Below are 18,504 nucleotides of genomic sequence, written 5' to 3'. Positions count from 1 at the left end.
TCAGTCGCCGAAGCGGACGGCGAAGGGAGTGTTTATCGTCAGGCAGACGACTATGATCGCCGCATGCCCTACGACCCGTCAGCCTTTCCGCCCTTCGCCGTCACCGTGGACCTGGTCGTGCTGACCGTGCGCCGCCACTCCCTGTGCGCGCTGGCGGTGCGCAGGGGCGAGCCGCCGTTTCAGGGCCGCTGGGCCCTGCCCGGCGGTTTCGTACGGGCCGACGAGGATCTCGCGCAGGCGGCGGCGCGGGAGTTGGCCGAGGAGACGGGCCTGTGTGTCCACGACCCCGTCGCACCCACCCAGGACAACGGTGCCCACCTGGAACAGCTCGCGACGTACGGCGACCCCGAGCGGGACCCCCGGATGCGCGTGGTCAGTGTCGCCCACCTCGCGCTCGCTCCCGACCTGCCCGCGCCACGGGCGGGCGGTGACGCCAGCAACGCGCGCTGGGCGCCGGTCGAGGAACTGCTGGAGCAGGCTGGTCACGGCCGTGACAGCGAGCCTGTGGCGCCGCTCGCCTTCGACCACGCCCAGATCCTGGCGGACGGGGTGGAGCGAGCTCGCTCCAAGATCGAGTACTCGTCGCTGGCCACCGCGTTCTGCCCGCCCGAGTTCACCGTCGGCGAATTGCGTCGCGTCTACGAGGCGGTGTGGAGCGTGGCACTCGACCCGCGCAACTTCCACCGCAAGGTGACGGGTACGCCGGGCTTCCTCGTCCCTACCGGCGGCACGACCACTCGCCAGGGCGGGCGTCCCGCCCAGCTCTTCCGGGCCGGCGGCGCGACTCTCCTCAACCCTCCGATGCTGCGCCCCGAGGTGTGACGGCGAGCCCGGCCGGCACCTCGGAGCGAAGAGCGAACAAAGAATCGAAGAGACCTGTCACCCTGGGCCCGGCCCGCCGTGCGATGTCCGAAAAACCGGATATGACACGCTATCTTGCTACAGGTGATCCAGGCCTTCGGACTTACCAGCAACCCCCGCAAGGAGCTTCCCCCTGCCGTCGACGACGTCTCGTTCGAGGCACGCGCGGGCCACGTCACCGCGTTGCTCGGCGCATCGGGCGCCGGCAAGACGACGGCACTCAGGCTCATGCTCGAACTGGAGCACGGCCGTGGTCTCACCTACTTCCGAGGCCGTCCCCTGCACCGCATCGCCCATCCCTCGCGTGAGGTCGGCGTGCTGCTGGGAGATGTGCCGGGGCACCCGGCCCGCACGGTTCGCGGCCATCTCCGCATGCTGTGCGCGGCCGCCGGTGTTCCCGTCCGGCGGGCCGACGAAGTCCTGGAGTCGGTCGGCCTCGTGAGCCTGCGGGACGAACGCCTCGGCACGCTCTCCCGCGGCATGGACCGACGCCTCGGAATGGCCTGCGCGCTGATCCCGGACCCGCACACCCTGGTACTCGACGACCCCGCCGGCGCGCTCTGTGCGCGCGAGGCCCGCTGGCTCCACGGCGCGCTGCGTGCCCACGCCGGTCAGGGCGGCACCGTCCTGTTCAGTACGGCCGACCCCAAGGAGGCGGCGCGTACCGCCGACCACGTCGTCACGCTGGAACGGGGCAGAGTCGTCGCCGACCAGGAGGCGGCGGACTTCTCCCGTACCCGCCTGCGCCCCCGCGTCGCCGTCCGCAGCCCGCACGCCGCCCGGCTCGCTGCCCTTCTGGTCAAAGAGGCGCGTACGGCCCGCCGTTCCGTCGAGGTCGTACGTGAGGGTGGCAACCGCCTCGCGGTGTACGGCAGTACGTGCGCCGACGTCGGCGAGACCGTGTTCCGTCACGGCATCCTGGTGCACCAACTCGCCGACGAAGTCGGCGACATGGGTCCGGGTGCGGGCGCGACGCCTGCCGACCGGCAGTCGGGTGCCGAGCTCGGCAGGGCACCGGAAGCCGGAGACCAGGCCGCCCCTCGCCCGGCCGTCACCCGCCCACGCCACCCGTCCGCCACCGTGCCCCACCCGGTCCCTAGCGGCCCAGGGCACCCGTCCGCCACCGTTCCCGGCACGGTCGGCCCGCACCGGCCTCCCGCCGGCGACGGCGGCCCGGAGCCCGGTGCCCCACGCCCGGCCACTGCGACCGACTCCCCCCAGCGGCCGGCGGGCACGGCCCCGCGTGTCCCCGGGGAGGAGGACTCGCTCGCTGACGCCTCTCGGCCGTCGGACGGTACGGCCGGACCGGCCGCACCGTCCGGGGCGGAGCCGTCCCCTGCCGCTGACACCCCTCACTCCTCCCCCGGAACCCGGCCTGTGGCCACGAACCCCCGGCAGCTCGACGGTGATGCGCCGACGATGACCGGCCTTCAGCCCCTCGGCCGGGCCGGACAGGCGTTCCCCTCCACGGGCGGAGGCGCCGATGCGGCCACCGCCGTCGCCGCCGTCACGAGCGGCGCCCGGAAGGCGGTGTCCCCGCTTCCGCCCCCCGTCTCCGTCCGCTCCGCCCCCAGTCCCCTCCGCCCACTGCGCTATGAACTCCGCCGTGCGGTCGGCATCAGCACCGGATTCGTCACCGGCGCCGTCGTCCTCGTCGTATCCGCTGTCCTCGCTGTGGTCCTGGCACGCGTGGGCCACACCCCGCAGCCGCGGCTTCTGGCCGCGTGGCCGCGGGAGCTGCCGCTGCCGCCCGCGGCGCTCGGCGCGGGGCTGCTCGGCGCGCTCGCCTTCGGCGACGAGTTCCGCCACCCCGCCCTGGCGGCGGACCGCGGCACCGTGCCCCGCCGGATGGGGCTGCTGACCGCCAAACTCGTCGTCTCCGCGGCCACCGCGGTGGTGCTGGCCGTCCTGGCGGTGGGCTGCGACGCCGAAGTGCTCCGTCTGTTCTACGGACAGGAGCTCGCCCGGGTTCCCGCCGACTGGCCCGCACTCAGCGCCGGTTGGCTCGGGCTGGTCGTCGGATGCGCCTGGTCCGGTGTGCTCGCCGCGGGCGTCTTCCGGTCCACCACGGCCGGGCTCGCCGCGGTGGTCGCCGTTCCCGTGCTCGTCGTACCGCTCGTACAAAAGGTCTGGGACGGCCCGTCCGTGCGGACCGCCGCCGGTCTCCCGATGCGGGTGCGCGAGGCCCTCCTGACGCAGTGGCCGTTCGGCGGTGAGCGATATCTGGCCGATGTGCTGAGCATGATCGTCCAACCCGTGGGCAGCGCCCTGACGTTGTCGCTGACCACTCTGCTCTGCGCCTACCTGCTCGTGACCCTGCGCAGCAGGGTCCGATGACGTCGGCCGTGCCCTTCCGGTCCGACCGTGCGCGCAACTCCCCGGGGAAAGCCCATTTCTTTCCGATAAGGCGTCAATTGCGACGGGGTGAGCGATCACCCTTTCGTGTGCTTTTCACCAAAGACCTCAAGGGAGTTGAGAACGGCGCCGACAAAGGATGCGTGAGTACCCTTGCGCACACCATGATGACCGCCGCCCGCTCCGCCGACTCCGGCCTCGCGAACCCGGGCGAACTCGACCGCTACCCCTACGCCGAGGCGCCCCCCGTCGACCGCGTCGGAGTACCCGCCTGGGAAGGGGTGGAGCCCGAGCTGGGCCGCGTGGGCCGGCGCACCGCGGGCAGCCGTGGCCGTGGACTGCACGGGCAACTCGTCCAGCAGCTGGGCCAGATGATCGTTTCGGGTGACCTGGGCGCCGACCGCCCGCTGGTGCCCGAGGAGATCGGCCAGCGCTTCGAGGTGTCCCGAACCGTCGTCCGTGAGTCCCTCCGCGTCCTGGAGGCCAAGGGCCTGGTCAGCGCCCGCCCGAACGTCGGCACGCGCGTGCGCCCCGTCAGTGACTGGAATCTCCTCGACCCGGACATCATCGAATGGCGCGCCTTCGGGCCACAGCGCGACGACCAGCGCCGCGAGCTCAATGAGCTGCGCTGGACGATCGAGCCGCTCGCCGCCCGCCTCGCCGCCGGGCACGGGCGCGAGGACGTCCAGCAGCGCCTGTCGGACATGGTCGGGATCATGGGGCACGCCCTCGGACAGGGTGACGCGCTCACCTTCTCGCGTGCCGACGCCGAGTTCCACACGCTGCTCATCCAGATCGCGGGCAACCGGATGCTGGACCACCTCTCCGGGATCGTCTCCGCCGCCCTGCACGTCTCCGGTGGGCCGGTCACGGGCTGTGACCGGCCCACCGACGTCTCGCTGACGCAGCACGGCAGGATCGTCGACGCCCTCGCCGCGGGGGACGGCGCGGCGGCCGAGGCGGCCATGCGGCAACTTCTGACCGTTCACCCCGAGGTGGAACGCGTGGTGCCCGCCCCGCGCGAGCACTGACCGCGTTCCGCCGCAACGGCGCGGGCCGGGCACGCCAGACCCCTCCTATGGCTGTGGCCGGCCGGTTCGCCGCCACCGCGGGCCCCGCGGAACCCCTCGTGGTTCCGCGGGGTCCGAAGGTGCGATGTGGCCTGGGCCTCTCGGCGTGACGGAGTTGGGCTCGTCGGTGACCTTGTTCGGCCGTATCTGACCTGTTTTGAACGCTTACGGGGTGTGACTCGGGCCACGCGGATTGGGCGTAACGCTCGTGGGAACAACGCGATGACCTAAGAGGTGACAGCCGCGGAGGGAATACGGACGCCGTTCACGGCGCTGTGCATCTCCCCGGCTCGCCCGCGCCGTCGACTCACTCCTAAGCCGACGGTCGGCTCCTGTCCGCCATGGACGGGGCCGGAAGCCGTTTTCCAACGTTCCGAGAGGTTGTTCGTGTCGGCCAGCACATCCCGTACGCTCCCGCCGGAGATCGCCGAGTCCGTCTCTGTCATGGCGCTCATTGAGCGGGGAAAGGCTGAGGGGCAGATCGCCGGCGACGACGTGCGTCGGGCCTTCGAAGCTGACCAGATCCCGGCCACTCAGTGGAAGAACGTACTGCGCAGCCTCAATCAGATCCTCGAGGAAGAGGGTGTGACGCTGATGGTCAGTGCCGCAGAGCCCAAGCGCACCCGTAAGAGCGTCGCAGCGAAGAGTCCCGCCAAGCGCACCGCCACCAAGACGGTCACGGCGAAGACGGTGACCAGCAGGAAGGCCACCGCCCCCGCCACCCCGGCGGCGCCCGCCACCGACCCCGCCGTCGAGGACGAGGTACCCGCCAAGAAGGCGGCGGCCAAGAAGACGACCGCCAAGAAGGCGGCGGTGAAGAAGACGACCGCCAAGAAGACGGCTGCGAAGAAGACGACCGCCAAGAAGGAAGACGGCGAGCTTCTCGAGGACGAGGCGATCGAGGAGCCGAAGGCCGCGGCGGAGGAGCCCGAGGGCACCGAGAACGCGGGCTTCGTGCTGTCCGACGACGACGAGGACGACGCCCCGGCCCAGCAGGTCGCCGCGGCCGGCGCCACCGCCGACCCGGTCAAGGACTACCTCAAGCAGATCGGCAAGGTGCCCCTGCTCAACGCCGAGCAGGAGGTCGAGCTCGCCAAGCGCATCGAGGCGGGTCTGTTCGCCGAGGACAAGCTCGCCAACTCCGACAAGCTCGCCCCCAAGCTCAAGCGCGAGCTGGAGATCATCGCCGAGGACGGCCGCCGCGCCAAGAACCACCTCCTGGAGGCCAACCTCCGCCTGGTGGTCTCCCTGGCCAAGCGCTACACCGGCCGCGGCATGCTCTTCCTGGACCTCATCCAGGAGGGCAACCTCGGTCTGATCCGCGCGGTGGAGAAGTTCGACTACACCAAGGGCTACAAGTTCTCCACGTACGCCACCTGGTGGATCCGTCAGGCGATCACCCGCGCGATGGCCGACCAGGCCCGCACCATCCGTATCCCGGTGCACATGGTCGAGGTCATCAACAAGCTCGCGCGCGTGCAGCGCCAGATGCTCCAGGACCTGGGCCGCGAGCCCACCCCGGAGGAGCTGGCCAAGGAACTCGACATGACCCCGGAGAAGGTCATCGAGGTCCAGAAGTACGGCCGCGAGCCCATCTCGCTGCACACCCCGCTGGGCGAGGACGGCGACAGCGAGTTCGGTGACCTCATCGAGGACTCCGAAGCGGTCGTCCCGGCCGACGCGGTCAGCTTCACGCTCCTGCAGGAGCAGCTGCACTCCGTCCTCGACACCCTGTCCGAGCGCGAGGCGGGCGTCGTCTCCATGCGCTTCGGTCTCACCGACGGTCAGCCGAAGACCCTCGACGAGATCGGCAAGGTGTACGGGGTCACGCGGGAGCGCATCCGTCAGATCGAGTCGAAGACGATGTCGAAGCTGCGTCACCCGTCGCGCTCGCAGGTGCTGCGCGACTACCTCGACTAGGTCGCGGTCGTACGAGCGGCAGGGCCCGGTTCCGCCAGGTGGGGAACCGGGCCTTCGTGCTGGGCAGCGGGTGCGCGGCACGGCGGGCTGGATCACTCTGGGTGTTCCATCACAATCTCGGAGTGAGGAGCCTGCATGCGTCGCCTCTTTGCCCGGGCGCTGGTCCGGCCGCTGGTCCTGGCGGCTGCGGCGACCGCGATACCGCTGGTGTCCGCCGCCCCCGCGTCCGCCGACAGCATCGTCGTCGGAGGCTTTCCGGTCGAAGCGTCCGACAGTCCGTGGACCGTCGCCCTGTCCAGCCGTGACCGGTTCGGAGGTACCCGGGCGGGACAGTTCTGCGGAGGAGTGGCCGTCGGCCGTACCACCGTGCTCACCGCGGCCCACTGCCTGGGTGAGGAGGTTCTCGGGTCGCCGCCCGAGCAGGTGCGCGATCTGAGGGTCATCGCCGGTCGTACGGACCTGCTCTCGGACCAGGGCCGGGAGGTTCCGGTCCGCGACGTCTGGGTGAACCCGGCGCACGACGACGTCACCAACGCCGGTGATTTCGCGGTGCTCACCCTCTCCGAGGCCCTTCCCGCCGGCTCGGTCATAGGGATGGCGGCCGCGGGCGACCCCGCGTACGGATCCGGGACGGGTGCGCTCGTCTACGGGTGGGGGGACGCCTCGGGTACCGGGGACTACGCGAACGGCCTTCGGGCGGCACGCGTGCGGGTGCTTCCCGACGCACGCTGTGAGCGGGCGTATCCGGGAAGCGACGACGGGCGGTACCACGCCGGCACGATGCTCTGCGCCGGCGAGGATGCCGGTGGCCGCGACGCCTGCCAGGGCGACAGCGGGGGGCCGCTGGTCGCACAGGGGAGACTCATCGGCCTCGTGTCCTGGGGGAGCGGCTGCGGGCGCCCGGGCAGTCCCGGGGTGTACACGCGCGTCTCCGCGGTTCTGCGGACGCTGGGATGGGAGACGGCCGCCGCGCGGTGACGTGAGGGCGCCTGACGGCCGCTGAGGGCCTTCAGGGTACGAGGACGGGCGGCCGCCTCCTGGTTGCGGAGGCGGCCGCCCGTTCATCGGCCTGGGCCGGGCTGGCTCGTCGTCGGGCGCGAAGCGTCAGCGCTCTTCCTCGGCGGAAGATTCCGGAGCGGCCGTCAGCCGCTCCGTCTCGTCCTGTATCTCAGCGGCGATCTTCTTGAGTTCCGGCTCGAACTTGCGCCCGTGGTGAGCGCAGAAGAGCAGTTCTCCGCCGCTCAGCAAGACGACGCGCAGGTACGCCTGGGCGCCGCAGCGGTCGCAGCGATCAGCGGCCGTCAGCGGGCTTGCGGAAGTCAGAACAGTAGTCACGTCGCCTCTTCTCTAGCTCGACGAGCTGTCGTACCAGGGTCAACATCCAACCAGCCCCAAAACGTTCCCGCTCGTGGCTTTTCCTCGAAAAAAATTTCCGAGGGGCAGGCTGTTGCCGGTTGGCGGCGAATGTGCCGTATTGCGTGTCTCTGTGTCGTACGGGTTCGCGCAGTCGGTCAGTGTCAGTCCCGCCGGCTGGGTTGCCGGTTTGTTCATGAGGACGTGCCCGGAGCCTAAATGGTTCATGCCTCGAAGGGAACGTGATGTGTACTTCACCCCATCGAGGGATCGAACAGGCATGCGACGCTGGACTAGGGTGAACCTCGACGAGGGTGGCGTTACAACGGCTCTACCAGGCCTCGGTACCCTCTGACCGGTGAACTGAGCCGCGCCCTTACCCAGCGGGGCCCCATCTGAAATTCAGCGAGGAGCGAACCGCGTGACCGCCGAGACATCCGTGCCGTCCACTGCGCTGCTGGCAGGAGCAGACCGGGACGGATCCAACTACACCGCGCGGCACCTGCTCGTCCTCGAGGGGCTCGAGGCCGTGCGGAAGCGTCCGGGCATGTACATCGGATCGACCGACAGCCGTGGCCTGATGCACTGCCTGTGGGAGATCATCGACAACTCCGTCGACGAAGCCCTCGGTGGTTACTGCGACCACATCGAGGTGATCCTCCACGACGACGCGTCGGTGGAGGTCAGGGACAACGGCCGGGGCATCCCGGTCGACGTCGAGCCGAAGACCGGCCTGTCCGGTGTCGAGGTCGTCATGACCAAGCTGCACGCCGGCGGCAAGTTCGGAGGCGGCTCGTACGCTGCCTCCGGCGGTCTGCACGGCGTCGGCGCATCCGTGGTGAACGCCCTGTCCGCCCGGCTGGACATCGAGGTGGACCGCAACGGGCACACCAACGCCATCAGCTTCCGGCGTGGCGTTCCGGGCGCGTTCACGGGCGCGGGTCCGGACGCGAAGTTCGAGGCCGCGAGCGGACTGCGCAAGGCCAGGAAGATCCCCAAGAGCCGCACCGGCACGCGCGTGCGGTACTGGGCCGACCGGCAGATCTTCCTCAAGGACGCCAAGCTCTCCCTGGAGAACCTGCACCAGCGGGCCCGTCAGACCGCGTTCCTGGTGCCCGGACTGACCATCGTCGTCCGGGACGAGTACGGTCTCGGTGACGGCGGCAGCAAGGGCGAGGAGTCCTTCCGTTTCGACGGCGGCATCAGCGAGTTCTGCGAGTTCCTGGCCAGTGACAGGCCTGTCTGTGACGTGCTGCGCTTCAGCGGGCAGGGCAGCTTCAAGGAGACCGTCCCCGTCCTGGACGAGCACGGCCAGATGACGCCCACCGAGGTCACCCGCGAACTCGGCGTCGACGTCGCGATGCGCTGGGGCACCGGATACGACACCACCCTCAGGTCGTTCGTCAACATCATCGCCACGCCCAAGGGCGGCACCCACGTCGCGGGCTTCGAACAAGCGGTGGCGAAGACGATGAACGAGGTGCTGCGGACCAAGAAGATGCTGCGCGTCGCCGAGGACGACATCGTCAAGGACGACGCCCTGGAGGGTCTGACGGCGGTCGTGACGGTTCGCCTCGCCGAGCCGCAGTTCGAGGGCCAGACCAAGGAGGTCCTCGGCACCTCGGCGGCCCGCCGCATCGTGAACAACGTCATCACCAAGGAACTCAAGGCGTTCCTGACCTCCACGAAGCGTGACGCGGCCCAGCAGGCCCGGGTGGTCATGGAGAAGGCCGTCGCCGCGGCCCGTACCCGCATCGCCGCCCGTCAGCACAAGGACGCCCAGCGCCGCAAGACGGCCCTGGAGTCCTCCTCGCTGCCCGCCAAGCTCGCCGACTGCCGCAGCGACGACGTCGACCGCAGCGAGCTGTTCATCGTCGAGGGCGATTCCGCGCTGGGTACCGCGAAGCTCGCCCGGAACTCCGAGTTCCAGGCGCTGCTGCCGATCCGCGGCAAGATCCTCAACGTTCAGAAGTCGTCCGTGACCGACATGCTGAAGAACGCCGAGTGCGGCGCGATCATCCAGGTCATAGGAGCCGGTTCGGGCCGTACCTTCGACATCGACGCGGCCCGCTACGGCAAGATCATCATGATGACCGACGCCGATGTGGACGGCTCCCACATCCGTACGCTGCTCCTGACCCTGTTCCACCGCTACATGCGGCCCATGGTGGAGGCCGGCCGGGTCTTCGCCGCGGTGCCGCCGCTGCACCGCATCGAGCTCGTCCAGCCGAAGAAGGGCCAGGACAAGTACGTCTACACGTACTCGGACCGGGAGCTGCGGGACAAACTCATGGAGTTCCAGAGCAAGAACATCCGGTACAAGGACTCGATCCAGCGGTACAAGGGCCTGGGCGAGATGGACGCCGACCAGCTGGCGGAGACGACCATGGACCCGCGGCGCCGCACCCTGCGCCGGATCAACCTCACCGACCTGGACTCCGCCGAGCAGGTCTTCGACCTGCTGATGGGGAACGACGTCGCGCCCCGCAAGGAGTTCATCTCCAGCTCGGCGGCGACCCTGGACCGTTCGCGCATCGACGCGTAACCGCGCGTGACCGTGGTGCCGGGCCCGGCGACTGAGTCGCCGGGCCCGGCACGGTGTCCGGGTCCGGCACGGTGTCCGGGTCCGGCACGGTGTCCGGGTCCGGCGACCGCACGGGAAGGCCACTGCCCGAAGGCCGCCCGGCTGGTCGCACGAGCGGCTCCGCCACCTGCGGACGGCGCTCGCACCGTGGGGAGTCAGAGAGCGGGCCCTTGACCCCTGGCCCCTGACTCCCCGCGATCCACCCGGAACCCACTCCCGCGGCCATGGGGGGGGGCAGTCACCTGAGGGGGCGACGCCTGGGGAGAGGGGAGTCAGGCATCCTCCCGTTGTGTCCGGCCTCGGGCACGCAGTCGAGCAACGGTCGCCCCCGAGGTTCCGGGAATGGTCCCGAAGGAGCGGTCGGCCACCGCGACGCCCCGGACCTGTCCTTGGCGCCCGGACTCCTCAGGCGCGGGTCGCCCACTCGTAACGGTGCTCCGGGCGGCCCGCGTCGCCGTACTTGAGGGTCAGCCGGGCCCGTCCCGTGCGCTCCAGCAGTTTCAGATAGCGCTGTGCGGTCTGGCGGCTCACCCCGGTCCGTTCGGCGATCTCCTGGGCGGAGAGAGCACCGTCGGCCTTCAACAGGCACTGGCGCACGAGCTCGGCGGTGGTGGGGGAGTGCCCCTTGGGCAGCCCCGGCTCCGACGGTGCCGACAGGGCGCCGAAGATGCGGTCGACCTCGGCCTGCTCCGCCTCACCACCGCCGTCGAGGGTGCGCCGCAGCTCCGCGTACGCCTCCAGCTTGGCGCGCAGCCCGGCGAAGGCGAACGGTTTGACCAGGTACTGCAGGGCCCCCTGGCGCATCGCCGCCTGGACGGTCGACACGTCCCGTGCCGCCGTCACCATGATCACGTCGGTCTGATGGCCACGTCGCCGCATCTCCTGGACGACCTCCAGACCGGTCCGGTCGGGCAGGTAGTGGTCCAGCAGGATCAGGTCCAGGCGCGGCAGCGTCTCCACGCTGCGCAGCGCCTCCAGCGCGCTGTGCGCCTCGCCGGCGACGTGGAAGCCCGGAACCTTCCCGACGTAGGCGGCGTTGACCCGCGCGACCCGCGTGTCGTCGTCCACGACCAGGACCTCGATCATCGGGACTCCTCCTCGGCAGCAGCAACGGTGTTCACGGGGGCGGTGAAGGCGTGTTCCAGGTCTGCCTCGGCCAGTGCCTCGGGCAGGACGACGACGAACTCCGCGCCCCCGCCGTGCGCCTCACCGACGGTGGCGCTGCCGCCCTGCCGCTCGGCCAGCCTGCGTACCAGAGACAGCCCGATGCCGCGCTGGCGGTGGGCCGGCGGTTCCTTGGTGGACCATCCCGCCGCGAACACCAGCTCGCGGCGTTCCGCCGGTATCCCGGGCCCGGTGTCACGCACCCTGAGCGTGGCCGCACGGCCCCGCGCACGCACCTCGACCTCCACGCGCGCGTGCGGCGTCCCCGCGACGGCGTCGAGCGCGTTGTCGACCAGATTGCCGACGATCGTCACGAGCCCCCTGGGGTCGACCAGGAGGTCCGGCAGTCGCGTCCGGTCCGACACCCACAGGGCGACTCCGCGTTCGGCCGCGACGGTCGCCTTGCCGACCAGCAGGGCGGCGAGAAGCGGATCCCGGATCCGCTCGGTGATCTGCTCAGCGGTGACCCGGTGGTCGCCGACCACCTCGCCGACGAACTCCACGGCGTCGTCGTACATCTCCAGTTCGAGCAGCCCCAGCAGGGTGTGCATGCGGTTGGCGTGCTCGTGGTCCTGTGCACGCAGGGCGTCGATCAGGCCGCGCGTCGAGTCCAGCTCCCGGCCGAGCTGCTCCAGCTCGGTGCGGTCGCGCAGTGTGGCGACGGCACCGCCGTCGTCGGTGGGCATCCGGTTGGCGACCAGGACCCGCTGGCCGCGCACGGTCAGCAGGTCGGTCCCGGTCACCCGGCCGGCCAGGACGTCGGCCGTGCGGCCCGCGCCGAGCGCCTCGTCGGGGGAGCGGCCGACGGCCTCGCCACCGATGCCCAGCAGCCGCTGGGCCTCGTCGTTCAGCAGGCGTACCCTGCCGCCGCGGTCCAGGGCGACGACGCCCTCCCGGATGCCGTGCAGCATGGCCTCGCGCTCCGCGAGCAGCCCCGCGATGTCCGAGAAGGCCAGGTCCCGGGTCTGCCGCTGGACCCGGCGGGAGATGAGCCAGGCGGCCAGCGCCCCGACGGCCAGGGCGCCACCGGCGTACGCGAACAGGCCGGGGATGGCGTGGATCAGCCGGGCCCGGACGCTGTCGTACGCGATGCCCACCGAGACGGCGCCGACGACGGCGCCGTCGCTGTCGCGCAGGGGCACCTTGCCGCGCGCGGAGCGGCCCAGGGTGCCGTCGTCGATCTCCATGACCTCACGGCCGGCCAGGGCATGCCCGGGGTCGGTCGAGACGACCTCGCCGATCCGCTCCGGGTCGGTGTGCGACCAGCGCACGCCCTGCCGGTCCATCACGACGACGTACTCCGCCGCCGTGGCCCTCCGGATCCGCTCCGTCTCCTGTTGCACCGGCCCGTCGGGCGCGGGCCGGGTGGTGCGCAGGTCCCGTACCACCTGTGGTTGCTGCGCTGTGGTCTGGGCGATCGCGAGCGCCCGGCGCATCGCCTGGTCGTCCAGCTGGTCGCTGAGCGGCGCCAGGAAGAGCCCGGTCGCGAGCACGACGACTCCCGCGGCGATCGCCAGCTGCATCAGCAGCACCTGCGAGAACACCCGCCGCGGCAGGCCGAGGCGCAGGCGGCGAACGGGGGGAGTGGGACTCATACCCATGACGGTACGTGGAGGCTCTGACATGCCGTAGAGGGGTGTGGCACGGATCTCCCGAGCGCCTGAGGCGAGGGAGGCCCGGCCGGGACCTCTCGCCGCCGTCGGACCCGTCCCCTTCCCCGGGTCCCCGGGTTCCCGGGCCGGCTTCAGCCGGCGAGCGCCGCCGTCACCGACACCTCGCGCACCGCGGTGACCGCCATCCGCGCCGGCGAGCCCAGCACCGACGTTCCGCAGCTCTCCGGACGCGGCGGCACCGACGTGTCCTGCTCGACGACGACCCGCCAGTGCCGGCCGTCGGCGTGGGCCACGGTCACCTCCCAGCGCGGTGCGGCGCCGTCCGTCCGCACGACGCTCAGCACCTGCGCCGCGTCCTCGCCCACGGCCGAGCGCACGGCCAGCTCGGCCGCCTGCCCGGGGCGCTCCCACGAGGAGTTCCCGCGGCAGCCCTCGACGACGACCCGCGCCTCCCGCGCACTGTGCAGGATCTCCTTGACCGCGTGGGCCTGGACCCGGCCGTACGCGTACCCGTGGGGCAGCACGAGCACCGTCGGCGAGAAGCGGTGACCGCCCAGATGGGTGACCTCCCACACGTTCTCGGCACCGGACGCGGCGAGCTCGGCCGCGAGCGGACGGCCCAGGAGCGCGCAGCACCGGTCGCGCTTGCCGTTGGTACAGACGAGAGCGAGCGGATCGCCCAGGTGGGGACCGCCTTCGAGCACCGACTCGAAGGTACGGCGGTCGCCCCTGCCGAGCGCGGCGAAATCGAGGTCGAGCAGCCGGCGGGGGTCCGTGAGTGTGGTGCCGTGCAACCACACGTTTCCCGGCACGGTGTGGGCCGCGTACACCCGACGCTCGGCCGGAGTGCCGCCGTCCGCGTGGCGCCCGGGCCGGCGGATGAGCGCGATGCGTACGCCCGTCCCCTTCACCGCCGCCTCCAGGGCACGCCCCAGCGCGGGATCCAGATGGCTCGACGTGAGCGCCTTGGCGCCCCACGGGCCGGGCTGTTCGAGCAGCAACCAGGTCCTCGCGACGGGTGCGGTGCCCGAAACGGGCTCGTCGAGGTTCCGGGAGACGACTGAGCACGTACTCACAGAGGTGAGCCTAACCTGACTTGCGTCGCGACGGCTTCTCAGCCGCGCCTGAGCGCTGCTTCGGCACCGTCCGGCAGCGGCTGCCGGCCCCGCGTGGGGCCCGCCGGTACGCGTGCGCGGGGGCGCTCGCCGTACTCCTCCAGCGCGTGCGCCTACCAGCCCGCCGCTGGGCCACGGCGGTGCGCTGTGCGGGGCAGGGCCGCCGGTCCGGCACCGGCGGCGGCTGAGGGTCCGTGCGGCCCGGTGCCGTTCCGCGCCAGGCCTCATCGGTGGGGCCGTCGAGCGGGACGGGGTGCCGGGGGCTCGACGGACGACTGGTCCGGCGCGGTGGACGGTTGCGTGCGGCCGGGACGGTGTGACGGGGTACGGGGCGACCGCCCGCCGGTCGTCGAGTGCGGGTCGGCTGACGGGGACCGGCGAGCGATGGCTGACGCTGCCGCCTCCAGGTGCCGAGCGGCGCTGAGCGGTGGGGAGCGGCGGGGAGGCGGAGAGGCGGCGCACGGAGGAAGGCGAGGGTCGCACGTCCGGCGCCATGCGAAACGTCCGCCCAGCAAGCGCTGCTGACAATCGTTCGCTCCGCGGGTACTGCGCCGGCTCGTATCCTGAGCAGGCAATTCCGTAGGTGGTCTACGTTCTGCCGCGGACCGGCACACGCGTAGGTGAGAGAGAGGTCGCACGGTGGGGCAGCGCTCGACTCTGCAGCAGATCCCGGTCGTCGTACTCGCCGGGTTCCTCGGCTCGGGAAAGACCACCCTTCTCAACCACCTCCTCCATCGCAGTGGAGGCAGCCGTATCGGTGCCATCGTGAATGACTTCGGCTCGATCGAGATCGACGCGATGGCCGTCGCCGGAGCACTCGGCGACTCCACCGTTTCGCTCGGCAACGGGTGTCTGTGCTGTGCCGTCGACGCCGGCGAACTGGACGGGTACCTGGAACGCCTGGCCCGGCCCGACGCCGGTGTCGACGTCATCGTCATCGAGGCCAGCGGGCTCGCCGAGCCGCAGGAACTCGTCCGCATGCTTCTCGCGAGTGAGCAGCCGGAGGTCGTCTACGGCGGGCTCGTCGAGGTCGTCGACGCCGCCGAGTTCGAGGACACGCGCGCCAAGCACCCCGAGATCGACCGGCACTTGGCGCTCGCCGACCTGGTCGTGGTCAACAAGACCGACCGGGCCCCGGAGGCCGAGCGGGTGCTCGCGCTCGTCCGGTCGCTCAGCGACCGCGCCGCCGTCGTGCCCGCGACCTACGGCCGCATCGACCCCGAGTTCCTCTACGACTGCAGGCCCAGCGAGGAACGCGTGGGGCAGCTGTCCTTCGACGACCTGTACGACCACTCCAGGGGCGGCGCACACGCCGAGCACCTGCACGCCGCCTACGACACCCTGTCGTTCGTCTCCGATCTCCCGCTGGACCCGCGCCGGCTCATGCGGTTCCTGGACAGCAGGCCGGAGGGCCTGTACCGGATCAAGGGCTACGTCGACTTCGGTCCGTACGACACGCGGAACCGGTACGCCGTCCACGCCGTGGGCCGTTTCCTGCGCTTCTACCCGGAGCCCTGGGCCCCTGCCGACGCCCGCCGCACCCAGCTCGTCCTCATCGGCACCGGCATCGACGCGCCTGCCCTCGGCGAGGAACTCGGCGCGTGCCGGGCGGATCCCGACGCCCAGCACGCCGACGAGCACGGCATGTGGGGCGTCCTGCGCTACGTACCGGATCCAGGCGACGGGGAACCGGGTGACATGGAGCCCGACGACAGGGAGCCCGACGACACGGAGCCCGACGACACGGAGCCCGACGACACGGAGCCCGACGACACGGAGCCCGACGACACGGAGCCGGGCGGCGAGGAGCCGCCGCCCGTTCCCTGGGGCGGGCCCTAAGCCGGTCCCGCCACCACCGACACCGTCTTCGGCAGTGACACCCCCGAGCCGTCGCGGCGCGGGTCGATGGCCGGGAGCTGGGCCGGGGAGCCGTTCTTCTGCGCGGCGAGCGCCGGGGTGGCGCCCGCCCAGGCGAAGGCCAGGCAGTCCTCGCCCTTCAGGAACCGCTGGCAGCGCACGCCCCCTGTGGCGCGGCCCTTGCGCGGATACTGGTCGAAGGGGGTGAGCTTCGCCGTGGTCTGGACGGAGTCGTCCAGAGTGCCGCGCGAACCGGCGATGGTGAAGACCACCGCCTCCGAGGCCGGGTCCACCGCCGTGAAGGAGATGACCCTGGCACCGTCGGTGAGCTTGACGCCCGCCACGCCGCCCGCGGGACGGCCCTGCGGGCGGACCTGCGAGGCCTGGTAGCGCAGCAGCTGCGCGTCGTCCGTGATGAAGACCAGGTCCTCGTCGCCGGTGCGCAGCTCGGCGCCGCCGACGATCCGGTCGCCCTCCTTGAGGCTGATGACCTCCAACTCGTCCTTGTGAGACGGGTAGTCGGGCACCACACGCTTGACGACACCCTGTTCCGTGCCGAGCGCCAGGCCGGGGGAGGACTCGTCCAGCGTGGTCAGGCAGATGACCGTCTCGTCGTCCTCCAGGGTCACGAACTCCGCGAGCGGAGCGCCACCCGAGAGGTTCGGCGTCGGCAGGGGCTCCGGGAGCTGGGGGAGGTCCACGACGTTCACCCGCAGCAGACGCCCGGCGGACGTCACCACGCCCACCTCGCCGCGCGCCGTGGCAGGCACCGCCGAGACGATCAGATCGTGCTTGACCCGCTTGGCCCCCGCCTCCGCGACGAGCGGCTCGTCGTTCGCGGTGCGGGCCAGCAGGCCCGTCGAGGACAGCAGTACCCGGCACGGGTCGTCCGCCACCTGGAGCGGCACCGCGGCAACCGGGGCGCCGCTCGACTCCAGCAGTGTGGTGCGGCGGTCGGTGCCGAACTTCTTGGCGACCGCGGCCAGTTCGGTGGAGACCAGCTTGCGCAGCTCCGCGTCGGAGTCGAGGATCCGGGTCAGCTCCTCGATCTCCGCGTTCAGCCGGTCCTGCTCGGACTCCAGCTCGATGCGGTCGAACTTGGTGAGCCGCCGCAGCGGCGTGTCCAGGATGTACTGGGTCTGGACGTCGCTCAGCGAGAAGCGCTCCATCAGGCGCTGCTTTGCTTGTGCGGAGTTCTCACTGGAGCGGATGAGGCGGATGACCTCGTCGATGTCGACCAGGGCGGTGAGCAGGCCCTCGACCAGGTGCAGACGGTCGCGGCGCTTGGCGCGGCGGTACTCGCTGCGGCGCCGTACGACGTTGAAGCGGTGGTCGAGATAGACCTCCAGCAGTTCCTTGAGGCCCAGGGTGAGGGGCTGGCCGTCCACCAGGGCGACGTTGTTGATGCCGAAGGACTCCTCCATCGGCGTCAGCTTGTAGAGCTGCTCCAGGACCGCCTCCGGCACGAAGCCGTTCTTGATCTCGATGACCAGGCGCAGTCCGTGCTCGCGGTCGGTGAGGTCCTTGACGTCGGCGATGCCCTGGAGCTTCTTCGAGCCGACCAGGTCCTTGATCTTGGCGATCACCTTCTCCGGACCGACCGCGAAGGGCAGCTCGGTCACGACGAGGCCCTTGCGGCGGGCCGTCACCGTGTCCACGGCGACCGTCGCCCGGATCTTGAACGTGCCGCGGCCCGTCTCGTAGGCGTCCCGGATGCCGGGCAGACCGACGATCCGGCCGCCGGTGGGCAGGTCGGGGCCCGGGACGTGCTTCATCAGGGCTTCGAGGTCGGCGTTCGGGTGCCGGATGAGGTGCCGGGCGGCCGCGATGACCTCGCGCAGATTGTGCGGCGGCATGTTCGTGGCCATGCCGACCGCGATGCCCGAGGCGCCGTTGACCAGCAGGTTCGGGAAGGCGGCGGGCAGTGCCACCGGCTCCTGCTCCTGGCCGTCGTAGTTCGGGCCGAAGTCGACGGTGTCCTCGTCGATGGACTCCGTCATCAGGCTGGTGGCCTCGGCCATCCGGCACTCGGTGTACCGCATGGCGGCCGGCGGGTCGTCGTTGCCCAGCGAGCCGAAGTTGCCGTGGCCGTCCACCAGGGGGACGCGCATCGAGAACGGCTGGGCCATGCGCACCAGGGCGTCGTAGATCGACGCGTCGCCGTGCGGGTGCAGCTTGCCCATGACCTCGCCGACGACGCGGGCGCACTTCACGTAGCCGCGCTCGGGCCGCAGGCCCATCTCGTTCATCTGGTAGACGATGCGGCGGTGCACCGGCTTGAGGCCGTCGCGGGCGTCCGGCAGCGCACGGGAGTAGATGACCGAGTACGCGTACTCGAGGAAGGAGCCCTGCATCTCGTCGACGACGTCGATGTCGAGGATCTTCTCCTCGTACGAGTCGTCGGGCGGCGGGGTCTTCGTACTACGGCGGGCCATCGCTGCCGGCTCCTTGCTGAAGCGTGAACGGTGATCTGACGCGGTCCATTGTGGACCGCGGCACTGACAGCGACCGACCAGGACCCGTCACGGGCTGCCCGGCCCGGCGCTGCCCGCAGGGTACGCCCTCGTGCCGAGCCCCCGCCCCCGTCGGGTGGCCGACCCCGATCTCGCTCT

General features: G+C 71.2%; 12 protein-coding genes. 7 read left to right on the top strand and 5 right to left on the bottom strand.

The features are described from left to right. Positions 1-63 precede the first annotated feature (63 nt). The 5 genes from ACP4IX_RS06140 to ACP4IX_RS06120 all read left to right on the top strand — a co-directional run bounded on the left by ACP4IX_RS06140 (position 64) and on the right by ACP4IX_RS06120 (position 7,184). Complete coding sequence (locus ACP4IX_RS06140) at positions 64-822, top strand: NUDIX hydrolase (RefSeq protein ID WP_426521820.1); 759 nt, start codon at positions 64-66, stop codon at positions 820-822. 123 nt (positions 823-945) lie between these two features. After that, positions 946-3,198: an ATP-binding cassette domain-containing protein gene (locus ACP4IX_RS06135; RefSeq protein WP_426521821.1), complete on the top strand. Its 2,253-nt coding sequence runs from the start codon at positions 946-948 to the stop codon at positions 3,196-3,198. Positions 3,199-3,359: 161 nt separating this feature from the next. Continuing rightward, the gene (whiH, locus tag ACP4IX_RS06130) at positions 3,360-4,247 is read left to right on the top strand and encodes a sporulation transcriptional regulator WhiH (protein WP_426521822.1); all 888 of its coding nucleotides are present in this window, start codon (positions 3,360-3,362) and stop codon (positions 4,245-4,247) included. 426 nt (positions 4,248-4,673) lie between these two features. Continuing rightward, positions 4,674-6,206 (top strand): RNA polymerase sigma factor, encoded by a 1,533-nt coding sequence (locus ACP4IX_RS06125; protein ID WP_426554937.1) that lies wholly within the window; start codon positions 4,674-4,676, stop codon positions 6,204-6,206. Positions 6,207-6,341: 135 nt separating this feature from the next. Continuing rightward, positions 6,342-7,184 carry a S1 family peptidase gene (locus ACP4IX_RS06120; protein WP_426521824.1) on the top strand — a complete coding sequence of 281 codons (843 nt, stop codon included), beginning with the start codon at positions 6,342-6,344 and terminating at the stop codon, positions 7,182-7,184. Between the two features lie 126 nt (positions 7,185-7,310). On the opposite strand, the gene ACP4IX_RS06115 is transcribed toward ACP4IX_RS06120, so the two are convergent. After that, a complete protein-coding gene (locus tag ACP4IX_RS06115; RefSeq protein ID WP_426521825.1) occupies positions 7,311-7,541 on the bottom strand; it encodes a DUF7455 domain-containing protein in 231 nt (76 codons plus the stop codon). 439 nt (positions 7,542-7,980) lie between these two features. Between ACP4IX_RS06115 and ACP4IX_RS06110 the strand changes: the two genes are divergently transcribed. Further along, positions 7,981-10,104, top strand: a complete 2,124-nt coding sequence (locus tag ACP4IX_RS06110) for a DNA gyrase/topoisomerase IV subunit B (protein ID WP_426521826.1) — start codon at positions 7,981-7,983, stop codon at positions 10,102-10,104. Positions 10,105-10,548: 444 nt separating this feature from the next. Here ACP4IX_RS06110 and ACP4IX_RS06105 read toward each other — a convergent pair whose 3' ends face one another. From ACP4IX_RS06105 to ACP4IX_RS06095, 3 genes are all read right to left on the bottom strand, one after another. Continuing rightward, entirely contained in the window at positions 10,549-11,229 is a 681-nt protein-coding gene (locus tag ACP4IX_RS06105; RefSeq protein ID WP_426521827.1) for a response regulator, read from the bottom strand. Next, positions 11,226-12,902 (bottom strand): ATP-binding protein, encoded by a 1,677-nt coding sequence (locus ACP4IX_RS06100; RefSeq protein WP_426521828.1) that lies wholly within the window; start codon positions 12,900-12,902, stop codon positions 11,226-11,228. The genes ACP4IX_RS06105 and ACP4IX_RS06100 overlap by 4 nt, the downstream gene beginning before the upstream one ends. Before the next feature lie 149 nt (positions 12,903-13,051). Continuing rightward, positions 13,052-13,996, bottom strand: coding sequence for a sucrase ferredoxin (locus tag ACP4IX_RS06095; protein ID WP_426554936.1), 945 nt, complete (start codon positions 13,994-13,996; stop codon positions 13,052-13,054). A gap of 678 nt (positions 13,997-14,674) precedes the next feature. On the opposite strand from ACP4IX_RS06095, the gene ACP4IX_RS06090 reads away from it, so the two are divergent. Beyond that, positions 14,675-15,874 (top strand): CobW family GTP-binding protein, encoded by a 1,200-nt coding sequence (locus tag ACP4IX_RS06090; RefSeq protein ID WP_426554935.1) that lies wholly within the window; start codon positions 14,675-14,677, stop codon positions 15,872-15,874. Here the strand turns inward: ACP4IX_RS06090 and ACP4IX_RS06085 are convergent. Further along, positions 15,871-18,327 carry a DNA gyrase/topoisomerase IV subunit A gene (locus ACP4IX_RS06085; protein ID WP_426521831.1) on the bottom strand — a complete coding sequence of 819 codons (2,457 nt, stop codon included), beginning with the start codon at positions 18,325-18,327 and terminating at the stop codon, positions 15,871-15,873. The two genes, ACP4IX_RS06090 and ACP4IX_RS06085, sit on opposite strands and share 4 nt — an antisense overlap. Positions 18,328-18,504 lie beyond the last annotated feature (177 nt).

It is taken from the genome of Streptomyces sp. WG5 (assembly GCF_049974565.1).
Classification (GTDB): domain Bacteria; phylum Actinomycetota; class Actinomycetes; order Streptomycetales; family Streptomycetaceae; genus Streptomyces.
Note: the sequence above shows the minus strand (reverse complement) of the source record. Positions and strands in the feature narration are given on the sequence as shown.

Bases quoted from the DNA above. Each gene is read 5' to 3' on its own strand.
- ACP4IX_RS06105 (WP_426521827.1), bottom strand. From the start codon at position 11,229: ATGATCGAGGTCCTGGTCGTGGACGACGACACGCGGGTCGCGCGGGTC.
- ACP4IX_RS06120 (WP_426521824.1), top strand. From the start codon at position 6,342: ATGCGTCGCCTCTTTGCCCGGGCGCTGGTCCGGCCGCTGGTCCTGGCG.
- ACP4IX_RS06140 (WP_426521820.1), top strand. From the start codon at position 64: ATGCCCTACGACCCGTCAGCCTTTCCGCCCTTCGCCGTCACCGTGGAC.
- ACP4IX_RS06100 (WP_426521828.1), bottom strand. From the start codon at position 12,902: ATGAGTCCCACTCCCCCCGTTCGCCGCCTGCGCCTCGGCCTGCCGCGG.
- ACP4IX_RS06085 (WP_426521831.1), bottom strand. From the start codon at position 18,327: ATGGCCCGCCGTAGTACGAAGACCCCGCCGCCCGACGACTCGTACGAG.